General features: G+C 50.4%; 12 protein-coding genes. 11 read left to right on the forward strand and 1 reads right to left on the reverse strand.

All coding sequences use genetic code 11. The annotated features are described in order from the left end of the window. The first annotated feature begins 47 nt into the window (after positions 1-47). From coaBC to spoVM, 10 genes are all read left to right on the forward strand, one after another. Complete coding sequence (gene coaBC, locus ACW9JV_RS08105) at positions 48-1,253, forward strand: bifunctional phosphopantothenoylcysteine decarboxylase/phosphopantothenate--cysteine ligase CoaBC (RefSeq protein WP_457333116.1); 1,206 nt, start codon at positions 48-50, stop codon at positions 1,251-1,253. Then, positions 1,250-3,664, forward strand: a complete 2,415-nt coding sequence (priA, locus tag ACW9JV_RS08110; protein ID WP_457334660.1) for a primosomal protein N' — start codon at positions 1,250-1,252, stop codon at positions 3,662-3,664. Before coaBC ends, priA begins: the two co-directional genes overlap by 4 nt. A 94-nt stretch (positions 3,665-3,758) precedes the next feature. Next, positions 3,759-4,718: a methionyl-tRNA formyltransferase gene (gene fmt, locus ACW9JV_RS08115; protein ID WP_457333118.1), complete on the forward strand. Its 960-nt coding sequence runs from the start codon at positions 3,759-3,761 to the stop codon at positions 4,716-4,718. Further along, the gene (rsmB, locus tag ACW9JV_RS08120; protein WP_457333120.1) at positions 4,711-6,057 is read left to right on the forward strand and encodes a 16S rRNA (cytosine(967)-C(5))-methyltransferase RsmB; all 1,347 of its coding nucleotides are present in this window, start codon (positions 4,711-4,713) and stop codon (positions 6,055-6,057) included. The genes fmt and rsmB overlap by 8 nt, the downstream gene beginning before the upstream one ends. Before the next feature lie 21 nt (positions 6,058-6,078). After that, entirely contained in the window at positions 6,079-7,164 is a 1,086-nt protein-coding gene (gene rlmN, locus ACW9JV_RS08125) for a 23S rRNA (adenine(2503)-C(2))-methyltransferase RlmN (protein ID WP_457333123.1), read from the forward strand. Positions 7,165-7,173: 9 nt separating this feature from the next. After that, the gene (locus tag ACW9JV_RS08130) at positions 7,174-7,926 is read left to right on the forward strand and encodes a Stp1/IreP family PP2C-type Ser/Thr phosphatase (RefSeq protein WP_457333125.1); all 753 of its coding nucleotides are present in this window, start codon (positions 7,174-7,176) and stop codon (positions 7,924-7,926) included. Further along, positions 7,927-9,903 carry a Stk1 family PASTA domain-containing Ser/Thr kinase gene (gene pknB, locus ACW9JV_RS08135; protein ID WP_457333127.1) on the forward strand — a complete coding sequence of 659 codons (1,977 nt, stop codon included), beginning with the start codon at positions 7,927-7,929 and terminating at the stop codon, positions 9,901-9,903. Between the two features lie 16 nt (positions 9,904-9,919). Further along, entirely contained in the window at positions 9,920-10,798 is an 879-nt protein-coding gene (gene rsgA / locus ACW9JV_RS08140) for a ribosome small subunit-dependent GTPase A (RefSeq protein ID WP_457333129.1), read from the forward strand. A 3-nt stretch (positions 10,799-10,801) separates the two neighbouring features. After that, on the forward strand, positions 10,802-11,452 hold the full coding sequence (gene rpe / locus ACW9JV_RS08145; RefSeq protein ID WP_457333131.1) for a ribulose-phosphate 3-epimerase: 651 nt from the start codon (positions 10,802-10,804) through the stop codon (positions 11,450-11,452). A 244-nt stretch (positions 11,453-11,696) separates the two neighbouring features. Further along, positions 11,697-11,777, forward strand: a complete 81-nt coding sequence (gene spoVM / locus ACW9JV_RS08150; RefSeq protein ID WP_457334662.1) for a stage V sporulation protein SpoVM — start codon at positions 11,697-11,699, stop codon at positions 11,775-11,777. A gap of 94 nt (positions 11,778-11,871) precedes the next feature. Here the strand turns inward: spoVM and rpmB are convergent, their stop codons facing one another. Then, positions 11,872-12,060 (reverse strand): 50S ribosomal protein L28, encoded by a 189-nt coding sequence (gene rpmB / locus ACW9JV_RS08155; RefSeq protein WP_457333133.1) that lies wholly within the window; start codon positions 12,058-12,060, stop codon positions 11,872-11,874. 277 nt (positions 12,061-12,337) lie between these two features. Here rpmB and ACW9JV_RS08160 point away from each other — a divergent pair, with 277 nt between their 5' ends. Further along, the gene (locus ACW9JV_RS08160) at positions 12,338-12,706 is read left to right on the forward strand and encodes an Asp23/Gls24 family envelope stress response protein (RefSeq protein WP_457333135.1); all 369 of its coding nucleotides are present in this window, start codon (positions 12,338-12,340) and stop codon (positions 12,704-12,706) included. The last annotated feature ends 9 nt before the right edge of the window (positions 12,707-12,715 follow it).

The following is a 12,715-nucleotide window of genomic DNA, read 5'->3' on the forward strand; positions in this document are numbered from 1 at the left end:
CGGGTTGTTGTTTTTCAACGGAGGAAAACAAGAGGAGGGACGGGACGATGCTTAAGGGCAGACATGTTGTGCTCGGTGTAACCGGAGGGATCGCCGCCTATAAATCGGCAGCGCTGGCCAGTAAACTGGTTCAGGCCGGGGCGGAGGTGAAAGTCGTTATGACCGCTCATGCAGAACAATTTGTGACGCCTCTGACGTTTCAGGCGCTGACGCGGGATGTCGTATACGATGATACCTTTGCTGAAAAAGAGCCGGAAAAAGTTGCTCATATCGATGTCGCAGACTGGGCGGACCTGATTATCGTTGCCCCTGCCACTGCGGATATTATGGCCAAAGCTGCGGGAGGACATGCCGGGGATATGCTGACAACGATTCTGCTTGCCGCCCGCTGTCCGGTTTATATAGCCCCTGCCATGAATGTGAACATGTATCAGCATCCGGCTGTTCAGAATAATATGAGCACATTGGCCGGACAGGGATATCGTTTTATTGAACCTGGAGCGGGTTATCTTGCCTGCGGGTGGGTCGGTAAAGGAAGAATGGCGGAACCCGAAGACATTACCGCCTTTCTGGAAGCGGAGTATCAACAGCAGCGGGCTCTGTCCGGAAAAAAGGTGCTGGTGACAGCAGGTCCGACCCATGAATACCATGATCCGGCCAGAGTGTTCACGAATCCGTCCAGTGGAAAAATGGGTTTTGCCGCTGCTGCCGAAGCCGCTTCCCGCGGTGCGGACGTTACGCTGATTACAGGTCCGGTTGAGATGGAAACTCCTCCCGGCGTGGGGCGGGTCAATATTACGACGGCTGAAGAAATGTATGAAGAAGTGCTCCGCCTGTATCCAGAGATGGATATCGTCTGTAAAGCAGCAGCGGTGTCTGATTACCGGCCGGTCTCGGTATCCGGCGAAAAAACGAAAAAACAGACAGGCTCTATCACTGTAGAGATGGAGCGCACTAAGGACATTCTTGCGGAACTGGGAAAACGAAAAAACAGGCAGGTTTTAATCGGTTTCGCGGCGGAATCGTCAAACCTGGAGAAATACGCAGAAGACAAACTCGAACGAAAACATCTTGATATGGTGGTTGGGAACCATATTGGCAGGGACAAATCAGGCTTTCAAAGCGATACCAATGAAATGATGATTCTGCGGAAAGGGGAGCGGCCCTTCTGGCTGCCGCTTCTGACTAAAACGGAAGCGGCGGCGGAAATATTTGCCGCAGCCGAACCGCTTTTGAAAAAGGATGAATCCTGATGTACGCCAAAGTCATTGTGGACGTGGCAGCCGCCCAGACGAATAAAGCCTTTGATTACAGGATTCCCGAAGAACTCGAAGAAATGGTGTATCCCGGCATGCGTGTCATGGTTCCTTTCGGACCGCGAAGCATCCAGGGATTTATATGGAAGATCACCGATCATACTGAATTGTCACGAGTGAAGCCTGTAAAAGACGTTCTGGATCCGTACCCTGTACTGACCGGCGAGCTTCTCGAACTTGGTGAATGGCTGGCACTGGAAACGGTCTGTTTTTTAATCACCGCCTATCAGTCGATGATTCCATCCGCGATTCGTGCCAAGCCGCAGAAAATCATCCGAACGGAAGTGGAAACGGCGGAGCTTCCGGAGGTACTACAGCCTTTTTTTGAAGGGAGAAAGGAAGCATTATGGGAAGAAGTGGTACAGACGAAAGAGGCCGGAGCGGCACTGAAAAAGGCCGTAGCTGACGAAACCGCTGTTGTGGATTATCATTTGAAAGATAAAACGGGAAAAAAAATGATCCGTATGGTCCGTATCCCCGAAGAAAAACATGCAGATGATTACAGCGGTATCCTCGGTGTCAAAGCCGTCAAACAGGTGCAGGTGATGAACTGGATTTTGCGCCATTATGCCGGGCATGCCGTACCGGTCCGGGAAGTGACGGAAAACGTACAGATCACCCCCGGGGTTATCCAGACGTTAATAAAAAAAGAGATGCTTCTAGAAGAATGGTCGGAAGCATATAGAGATCCTTATGAAAACCGCGTCTTTACCGAGTCCGGGCGTCCTCTCCTGACAGCCCAGCAGCAGAATGCATTGACGCCGGTGCTGGAAGCTCTCCGTGACCGGCGTCATGAACCCTGCCTGCTGCACGGTGTCACCGGGAGCGGCAAAACGGAAGTATATCTGCGGGCCATCGAAGACGTTCTTGAAAAGGGAAAAGAAGCAATTGTCCTCGTGCCCGAGATTTCTCTCACCCCGCAGATGGTAGAGCGTTTCAAAGCACGTTTTGGTTCGGAAGTGGCTGTGCTTCACAGTGCCCTGTCTTCCGGGGAAAAGTATGATGAATGGCGCAAAATTCACCGCCGTGAAGTAAAAGTGGCGGTGGGAGCGAGATCAGCGGTTTTTGCTCCGTTTGAACATCTCGGTCTTCTCATTATTGATGAGGAGCATGAAGGCAGCTATAAGCAGGAAGATCACCCGCGCTATCACGCGCGTCAGGTTGCATTGTGGAGAGGGCGCCACCACAACTGCCCGGTTTTGATGGGAAGCGCGACACCTTCGCTCGAATCCTATGCGAGAGCATCCCGGGATGTTTACCGGCTTCTTGAAATGCCGGCACGGGTGAATGAAGCAGTGATGCCGGAGGTGGAAGTGACAGATATGAGAGAGGAGCTGAAGAAGGGAAACCGGTCGGCGTTTTCCGAACAGCTCCTTGCGAAAATGGAAGACCGGATCGAAAAAAAGGAACAGATTGTCCTCTTTCTTAACCGGCGTGGTTACTCAACCTTTGTTATGTGCCGCAGCTGCGGCTACACGGCACCGTGCCCCCACTGTGAAATCACCCTTACTTATCATCACACCGGCCGGCGGTTGAAGTGCCATTACTGCGGGTATGAAGAGTCATTGATGCAGACCTGTCCCGACTGCGGCAGCGAACATATCCGCTTTTTTGGCACAGGCACCCAGAAAGTGGAGGAAGAAATCACACGGCTTCTTCCTGATGCACGTGTTATCCGGATGGACGTAGATACGACGTCACGCAAAGGAGCCCACGAAAAACTTCTGGAATCTTTCCGCCGGGGAGAGGCGGATATCCTTCTTGGGACCCAGATGATCGCCAAAGGGCTGGATTTCCCTAAAATTACGCTCGTCGGGGTGCTTGCTGCCGATACGATGCTTCACCTTCCGGATTTCCGTGCGTCGGAACGGACATTTCAGCTTTTAACGCAGGTGAGCGGCCGAGCGGGTAGGGATAAACTTCCCGGGGAGGTGGTCGTACAGACTTATACTCCGGAACATTACAGCATCCAGCACGCCAAATCCCATGACTTTCATTCGTTTGCCCGTGAAGAAATGGCCCGGCGTAAGCGCGGAGGCTATCCGCCGTATTTTTATTTGACGCTGATTACCATCGCCCATGAAGATGCAGCAAAAGTGATGAAAATAGCCGGCAGAATGGCAGACCAGTTAAAAAAACAGCTGTCCCCTGAAGCCAGGGTACTGGGTCCGACCGTTTCACCGATCGCCCGAATTAAAGATAGATATCGCTATCAATGCATGATAAAATACAAAAATGAGCCGGAGTTGATCCGGGTATTGAATGACATGCATTCACAGTACCAGAAAGAAACGGCCGATCAGGATCTTACGATTTCCATTGATATGGAACCCCAGATGTTTATGTGATAGACGAGCCCCGTTGATGAATGTTTGCTGATACGGGGTTGTTTTTGTGGCAGACGCCTATATTGTGACATGCAGAAAGAAGAGGGATGCTGAGATGAAAATTGTGTTTATGGGAACACCGGATTTTTCGGTTCCCATTTTAACAGGACTGCTGGAAAATGGATGGCAGGTGGCAGGAGTGGTCACGCAGCCCGACCGTCCAAAAGGACGGCGGAAAGTTCCCACCCCGCCGCCGGTTAAAGTAACGGCTGAACAGCACGGCCTGCCTGTACTGCAGCCGGAAAGCCTGAAAGTAGAAGAGAATATTCAGGCTGTGAAAGAGATGAACCCGGACATAATCATTACGGCTGCCTTCGGTCAGATGCTGCCGGAAGCTCTTTTGACTTATCCGCCATTTAAAGCAGTTAACGTTCATGCTTCCCTGCTCCCTAAATACAGGGGGGGAGCTCCTATTCATCAGGCGGTGATGGATGGCGCGGAAAAATCCGGCGTCACTATTATGTATATGGCTGAAGAAATGGACGCTGGTGATATACTGAGCCGACGGGAAGTTCCCATCACCGAAACCGATACCGCCGGTACGCTTCATGACAAATTAAGCAGCACTGGCCGGGATCTTCTGCTGGAGACGCTTCCCCGCCTCCACAATGGAGAAATTATACCGGAACTCCAGAATCCCGAAGAAGCTACATTTGCCCCCAATATTAAGCGGGGAAGGGAACGGATCGACTGGAACCATCCGGGGTATGTCGTTTATAATCAGATAAGAGGAATGAATCCCTGGCCGGGTGCTTATACCGTTTATAAAGGCAAAATGTTTAAAGTTTGGGAATCGGAGAAAACCGAAAAGCTGTCCTCTCAAAACAAAACACCGGGAACAATTCTTTCTCTTGAAGAGGATGGTATTGTAACAGCTGCAGGAGATGGCACCGCTGTGAAAATCACGTCGCTGCAGCCGGCGGGGAAAAAACCGATGAAAGCAGCCGATTATCTCAGAGGTTCCCATGAACTCAGGCCGGGAGAAAGATTTAACGGAGACGAAGACCATGTATAAAAATGTAAGAGAAGAAGCACTGCGCCTTCTCCTTCGAATTGAAAAAGAGGGGGCATACAGTCACATCCTTCTGCAGCACACGCTTCAGGAGGGCGCCGTTTCAGGCAGAGATGCCGCGCTCTTAACGGAACTGGTCAACGGCACGATCAAACGGAAAAATACCCTTGATTTTTATATTGAACCGTTTGTAAAAAAAGGCACCTCTTCTCTGTCATTCTGGGTGCTGCAGTTACTGCGGATGACCGTCTATCAGATCGTTTTTCTCGATCGTATTCCGGACAGGGCGGCCGTTCATGAAGCGGTCCAGATTGCGAAGAAAAAGGGGCATAAAGGGATCAGCGGCCTGGTGAACGGAGTCCTTCGTTCGATGCTGCGCCGGGAACTGCCGGAGATCGAAGCGGAGCATTCCGGGACGGCTCAGGCGGCCCTGGAGACCAGCCATCCGGAATGGCTGCTGTTGGAATGGATCAAAACGTACGGCAGAAGCAGGGCACTGGAAATGGCGAAGACAAATCTGGAACCCCCGCTTTTGACTATTCGTGTCAATCGTGTGAGAATCGGCAGAGAAGAATTAAAACAGCGCCTCCTGGAAGAAGGATGCAGCGTGGGAAATGGTTACGTTTCTCCGGACGCTCTTCTTGTCCGGGACGGTAATATATTTCAGACAGAGGCTTATGCTGAGGGCTTGTGTACGGTGCAGGATGAAAGCTCCATGCTTGCTGTGTCCCTTCTGAATCCGGAATTCGGCATGAACGTGCTTGATGCGTGCGCAGCGCCGGGAGGAAAAACGACGTACGCCGCCGAACAAATGGGAAACGGCGGCCAGGTGACGGCTCATGATCTGCATGAGAAAAAAATCAGCCTGATCACCGACCAGGTGGATCGGCTTGGTTTGTCCAACGTTCGTGCTTCTGCGGCGGACGCACGGAACCTGTACCAATATCACGACCCGGGATCTTTTGACAGGGTGCTCGCAGACGTGCCGTGCAGCGGCCTGGGAGTAATCCGGAAAAAACCGGAGCTCAAATGGAGGACGCAGGAAGGGCTGGATCGTTTTCCTGAGATACAGGGCGGGATTCTGGACGCAGCAGCAGACGTTACAGCCCCCGGCGGCCGGCTCGTGTACAGTACATGTACGGTACGCCCGGAAGAAAATGAAGAAGTGGTGGAGGCTTTTCTGCAAAAGCACTCCGCTTTTACGATAGATGAAGAGGCGGCAGAAAGCCTGCCTGAGAAGGCGGCTTCTGCCATGGAGAAAAGGGGGATGCTGACAGTACTTCCCCAGGATTTCCAGTCAGATGGTTTTTTCATGACGGCACTGCGGAAAAAGGAAACATGATGAGAAAGGGTGTTTATCACCATGGAAGCATTAAAAACGAAAGTGGCAGCTGAATCAGTTGGACTGCCTTCCATTTATTCCCTGGAATACGGGGAACTGCAGGATTGGCTGGAGGAACAGGGAGAACCTTCTTTCCGTGCCCAGCAGATTTATTATTGGCTCTATCAGACAAGAGTCACCTCATTTGACGAGATGACGAATCTATCCAAGGCGCTGCGCAGGCAACTGTCAGAAACGTTCTCTATTACACTGCTGAAAGAAATCACCCACCAGGAATCTGTGGACGGTACGGTGAAATATCTTTTCGAGCTGAAAGACGGTTACACGATTGAGACGGTATTGATGAAACATGACTACGGTAATAGTGTCTGTGTGACCTCACAGGTCGGGTGCCGGCTCGGTTGTACGTTCTGTGCCTCCACGCTGGGCGGCTTGAAGCGTAATGTGGAAGCCGGGGAAATTACGGCGCAGGTTATGGAAATTCAGAAAGATCTGGACCAGATTGGAGAACGGGTGGATTCCATTGTGTTGATGGGAATCGGGGAGCCGTTTGACAATTATGATGAAGTCGTGTCCTTCCTGAAAATCATCAATCATGACAACGGGTTGAATATCGGAGCCCGTCACATTACTGTATCAACAAGCGGGATGGTTCCGAGAATTTACGATTTTGCCGATGAACAGCTTCAGATTAATTTTGCTGTATCTCTGCACGCGCCGAACTCCGAGATCAGAGGCCGCCTGATGCCCGTCAACCGGGCCTGGCCCGTTGATAAGCTGATGGAGTCCATCCATTACTATCAGGAAAAAACCAACCGGCGCGTCACGTTTGAATACGGCCTCTTCGGCGGAGTGAATGATCAGGTGGAACATGCCGAAGAACTGGCCGAATTGATCAAAGGATTAAACTGCCATGTCAATCTTATTCCGGTGAATGATGTTCCGGAACGTGATTATGTGCGGACGACCAGAAATGACATCTTTGCTTTTGAACGTACGCTCCGCGAAAACGGTGTGAATGTGACGATCCGCCGTGAACAGGGTCATGATATTGACGCAGCCTGTGGACAGCTGCGTGCCAATGAACGTGCCGAAGAAACGAGGTGAGATCCCCCTGTGGAAACGGTCTATGTAACAGATGTAGGAAAAATCCGGGAGCACAATGAAGATGACGGCGGTATTTTTACCAATCCGTCCGGTGATTGTCTCGCTGTCGTAGCAGATGGAATGGGAGGTCATCAGGCGGGAGATGTCGCAAGCAGTATGACAGTAAAGCTGCTGCGCACGGCCTGGGAATCGGTGCAGAAGCCCTTTACTTTGGAGGAGGCCGGCACATGGCTTAAAGAACAGATTCAAAAAGCGAACCGCCTTGTATATGAAACGGGAGCATCCGATCAAAGCATGGCAGGAATGGGGACAACCGTAGTTGCCGCCATCTGTATGCATTCTTCCGCCGTTATCGCCCATGTCGGTGACAGCCGGGCCTACCAGGTTACGGAACAGGGTATGCAGCTGATCACTGATGATCATACGCTTGTCAATGAACTGAAAAAAAGCGGTCAACTTACCGAAGAAGAAGTCGAAGACCACCCGCGCAGAAATGTTCTGATGCGGGCGGTAGGTACGGAGCCGGATATAGCGGTTGAAACATCAACAGTCGAGTGGGATGCGGGGCAGGGTCTGCTGCTCTGTTCCGACGGCCTGACCAATAAGCTGGATGCCGCATCCATCCAGGAACACCTTCAGGCTCCGGGTTCCTTATATGAGCGGGCTGCCTCGCTCATACATACTGCAAAGGAACGAGGGGGAGAAGACAACATCACTCTTGCAGTGGTTCTGCAGTCCTCCCTGGAGAAAGAGGTGGAGTAATTGAGCAGCCTTATCGGGAGAAGAATCAGCGAACGTTATGACATCATCGAAATGATAGGCGGGGGAGGCATGGCCCACGTTTACCGCGGAAAAGATGCGATTTTGGAGCGTCCAGTGGCGGTAAAGGTACTGCAGCCCCAGTATAATGAAGATGAAGAATTTATCCGGCGCTTTTACCGGGAAGCCCAGGCAGCCACGAGTCTTGCCCACCCCAATATTGTGAATATTTATGATGTAGGCGAAGAAGAACAGCTTTATTATATTGTGATGGAACATATAAACGGGGTCACGTTGAAAGAAAAAATCCAGCAGAACGGACCGCTTCCCCTTGAACAGGCTGTCCGCCTCATGGAACAGGTGCTTGATGCGATCAGCCATGCCCATTTTAATCAGATCATTCACCGGGACATTAAACCACATAACATTCTTCTGAATGAACATGGAGAGGCGAAAGTTACCGACTTTGGTATCGCACGTGCCTCCACCGCAGCGACCATCACCCATACCAACTCGGTGATGGGATCTGTTCACTACATGTCTCCGGAACAGGCAAGAGGGGGGGCCATTACGACTCGTTCGGACATTTATTCTCTTGGTGTGGTATTGTATGAAATGGTGACAGGCACGCTTCCCTATAAGGGTGATTCCGCCGTCGGCATTGCGCTGAAACATCTTCAGGAACCGCTCCCAGCTCCCTCCGAATACCGGCCGGGACTCCCGCAGAGCATTGAGAATGTAATGATCAGGGCAGCTGCCAAAAAACCGGGAGACCGTTACCAGAATATTCCAGAGATGCAGCAGGATCTCGACACGTCCCTTTCCAGAGAAAGAAGGAATGAAGCTCCGCTGGTTCTGCCGGTTGATGAAGAAGCGACAAAAGCAGTCCCTGTTATAAAAGAGGAAAACGGGGATGGGGGCGCCACGATACAGGCTCAATCAGACGCTGCCGGAAACGGGGAAGAACGAAAAGAAGAAGCCCCTGATGCAGGAAAGAAAAAAACAAGATGGTGGAAAATTCTCCTGTTTCTGTTTTTCCTCTGTTTTGGCGCCGCCATCGCCGCTTTCACCATTCTGCCTGATCTATTAATGGCCGATGACGTGGATGTCCCGGATGTAAAAAATATGAACGAGGAAGAAGCAGCGGGAGCACTTGAAGAAGCCGGATTGCAGTATGAAGCAGAAAGAACGGCTGATGATGAAGTGGACGAAGGGCTCGTAATCAGTCAGAATCCCGGTGCCGGTTCCACCGTTAAAGAAGACAGCATGGTACAGCTCTACATCAGCGATGGACCAGAGACCAAGGAGATGCCGGACTTAAATGGGGTTTCCCGCGACAGAGCTGAAGACATGCTTGAAGACTTTGCCGGGATTGAATTCACTTCCTCTGAGACATCGGAATATCCGCCTGATCAGGTGATGGAGCAGGATCCTGAAGCAGGGGAAAACGTCGTTCCCCGCGATACAACAGTCAGGCTGACGTACAGTACAGAGCATGAGTTTTCCCTGCAGAACCTGCAGGGAGAATCCCGTGAAGCCGTGGAGAGTTATCTCGATTCCTCCAACCTGGAAGGGACATTTGAAACCGAATTTTCCAGCTCCGTATCGGAGGGGAATGTAATAGAGCAATCTCCCGCGCCTTATTCGATGGTGACGGAGGGAGAGGAGATTTCATTTGTCATTTCGGACGGTCCTGAAGAGAAACCGGAGACCGAGGAAGAGCCGCCCTCGGAGCAGGTGGAGGCTGTCATTCCCGTTGAGGTTTCCGATCAGGACAGGGAGGACGGACAGGAATACAGCATACGTATCGTCTATGAAGACGCCTCTACCAGCGGTCCGACCATTTATACCGAAGAAACCATCACCGAAACAAAGACGTACCGGGTGCCGCTGAAAGTAACACCTGAAACCAACGGAAGCTATACGCTGTATGTAGACAATGAAGAAGTACAGTCCAACAGTTTTTCCTACGGGGAATAACAGGACAGGAGGCATTATGGCAGAAGGATTGATAGTGAAAGCGGTAAGCGGATTTTATTACGTCTACGACCAGGATGAAATCTATCAATGCAGGGCAAGAGGATTGTTTCGAAAGAAGAAGATTAAACCACTGGTCGGGGATATGGTGGAATATGAAGCGCCGAACAAAGAAGAAGGGTACCTGCTTCAGGTCATGGACAGAAAAAACGAGATGACCCGTCCGCCTGCTGCCAACATCGATCAGGCATTTATCGTATTTTCAGCAATGGAACCTTCGTTTTCCGCTGCGATGCTGGATCGGTTTCTAGTGCACATGGAAGCAATGGATATTCTTCCCGTCATTATCGTAAATAAGGAAGACCTGGCGGATGATTCCATGCAGAAAGAGCTGCTGCATGTTCAGCGTATTTATGAAAGGGCGGGGTATCCTTTTCATCTTGTTTCAGGGATAACAGAAACGGGGATCCAGGAACTCGTTTCCTACATCAATAACCGGGTCAGCATGGTAACCGGAGAGTCCGGGGTGGGAAAATCGACGCTGCTCAATCTGTTGATCCCCTCCTTACAGCTGGAAACCGCAGAGGTGTCGGAGCGGCTCGGACGGGGAAAACACACGACAAAACATCTGGAACTGATTCCCTATAAGGATGGATTTATTGCGGACACGCCCGGTTTCAGTTCGCTTGAATTTGAAAAGATAGACGAAGAAGATCTGGATATCTGTTTTCCGGAAATGAAAGAGAAGCTCGTTTCCTGTAAATTCAGGGGATGCACGCACCGGAAGGAACCCGGGTGTGCTGTAAAACAGGCTGTGGAGGACGGAGAAATCGCTCCTTTCCGGTATGATCATTATATTCAGTTTTTTGAAGAACTCGCACAGCGACGGAGGTATTAACCAATGACAAAAGTTGCACCATCAATTCTTGCAGCAGATGTGTCCCGTTTAAAAGAAGAAATTGAGGATGTCGAGAAGTCGGGAGCGGATTACATACACGTCGATGTGATGGACGGACATTTTGTGCCGAATATCACGATGGGACCGTTTGTAGTTTCTTCCATCCGCCCTCATACATCCCTTCCGCTGGATGTTCATCTCATGATTGAAAAGCCGGAACAGTATATTGAAGATTTCGTTCGTGCCGGCGCCGATATTATCTCGGTTCATGCGGAAGCCTGCCCCCATCTGCACCGCACGCTGGAACAGATTCATGAACATGATGTGCGGGCCGGAGTGGTACTGAACCCGGCGACACCGGTTTCTGCCATCCGGCATGTAGTGAATAAAACCGACCTGATTTTGTTAATGACGGTGAATCCGGGATTTGGGGGGCAGGCCTTTATTGATGAAATGCTTCCGAAAATAAAAGAAGTCAGAAGCATGCTGGAGGCTGCAGGTCACGATGCCGAAGTCGAAGTGGACGGCGGTATTGATGAAAAAACCGCCGCGCTCTGCCGGGAATCCGGAGCAGACGTGCTGGTTGCAGGCTCTGCAGTCTTTAAAAAAGAAAACAGAAAGACGGCTGTCTCCTTCATCAGGGACGGCTCATAAAGCAGACGGTGTTTCCCTTTGCGGGGCACCGTCTTTTTCGTTACTCGGACCTACCGCCATGATCTCTTAAAGAAAATCGCTCATTTTTCCTGAAATTCTATGTACTAATTCGCTGAAACTGAATATACATATAAAAGAATGCATGAAAAGCGGAACGGCTATGGGCAGGAAAGCATAAACGGGTTTGAGGCCCCGGAACATGCGGCGCGTGCCGCAATCAGCACTGAATGAGGAGGAGTTTGTCATGAAATTTTATACGATTAAACTGCCGAGATTTCTTGGAGGATTTGTACGCGCCGTCATTGGTACCATCAGAAAGGAATAACTGTAATATTATTATGTAAACTAAATGAGTGGATAAAAAGAAACGGGACTGATCTTTTGAACGAATCCCGTTTCTTTTACGTTATGATTAAACATTAAACGCGCTGTACTTTGCCGGATTTAAGAGCACGGGCTGAAACATACACGCGCTTTGGTTTGCCATCCACCATAATTCGAACCTTCTGGACGTTCGCGCCCCAGCGGCGTTTGGTCGCATTGTTGGCGTGAGAACGATTGTGTCCTGTTTTCGGGCCTTTTCCTGTAATATGACATTTACGGGCCATGGACATGCACCTCCTTATCGTCATCCGTGTTGCATTGCACAATTTCATTCATACTCAAATATCTTAGCACATGAAAAATAGCAATGCAATGACAGAACAGGTCTTTCAGGGAAAAATCACTGACATTCGCTGCCTCGGGTCAAGGTACGATCACTTCTTACTGCTCCGTTGCAGCTGACACCTGCAGCCGGCTTTTCAAGCGCCTCCTTTCAAAAAAAGGAGGAGTATAGTAAAATAACCTTAGCTCAGAGAAGGTATAGAAAAGGGAGGCTCTGTTATGACGATTGAAATGAATTCTCGGCTTGGTTCCATTGACGTTTCCAGGGATGTGGTGTCCACCATTGCAGGAGGAGCCGCGGTGGACTGTTACGGAATAGTCGGCATGGCTTCCCAGAAACAGATTAAAGATGGTTTATCCGAGATGCTTGGAAAAGATAATTTCTCCAGAGGAGTGCTGATCCGGGAAAACGGGGACAGTATTCATATAGATATGTATATCATTGTCAGCTACGGTATCAAAATCTCTGAAGTGGCATACAACGTACAGTCCAAGGTGAAATACCAGCTTCAGCAGATGCTTGGGCTGACAGTGGATTCAGTGAATGTGTATATACAGGGAGTAAGAGTCGCCACGACCCAGGCTTAGGAAGTGAGG

This window comes from Salibacterium sp. K-3 (assembly GCF_054052005.1).

What these genes read in the sequence shown, in the direction of transcription:
- coaBC (WP_457333116.1), top strand. Translation starts at nt 48, where the DNA reads ATGCTTAAGGGCAGACATGTTGTGCTCGGTGTAACCGGAGGGATCGCC.
- rpe (WP_457333131.1), top strand. Translation starts at nt 10,802, where the DNA reads ATGACAAAAGTTGCACCATCAATTCTTGCAGCAGATGTGTCCCGTTTA.
- rpmB (WP_457333133.1), bottom strand. Translation starts at nt 12,060, where the DNA reads ATGGCCCGTAAATGTCATATTACAGGAAAAGGCCCGAAAACAGGACAC.
- rsmB (WP_457333120.1), top strand. Translation starts at nt 4,711, where the DNA reads ATGTATAAAAATGTAAGAGAAGAAGCACTGCGCCTTCTCCTTCGAATT.
- rlmN (WP_457333123.1), top strand. Translation starts at nt 6,079, where the DNA reads ATGGAAGCATTAAAAACGAAAGTGGCAGCTGAATCAGTTGGACTGCCT.
- fmt (WP_457333118.1), top strand. Translation starts at nt 3,759, where the DNA reads ATGAAAATTGTGTTTATGGGAACACCGGATTTTTCGGTTCCCATTTTA.
- ACW9JV_RS08160 (WP_457333135.1), top strand. Translation starts at nt 12,338, where the DNA reads ATGACGATTGAAATGAATTCTCGGCTTGGTTCCATTGACGTTTCCAGG.
- rsgA (WP_457333129.1), top strand. Translation starts at nt 9,920, where the DNA reads ATGGCAGAAGGATTGATAGTGAAAGCGGTAAGCGGATTTTATTACGTC.
- spoVM (WP_457334662.1), top strand. Translation starts at nt 11,697, where the DNA reads ATGAAATTTTATACGATTAAACTGCCGAGATTTCTTGGAGGATTTGTA.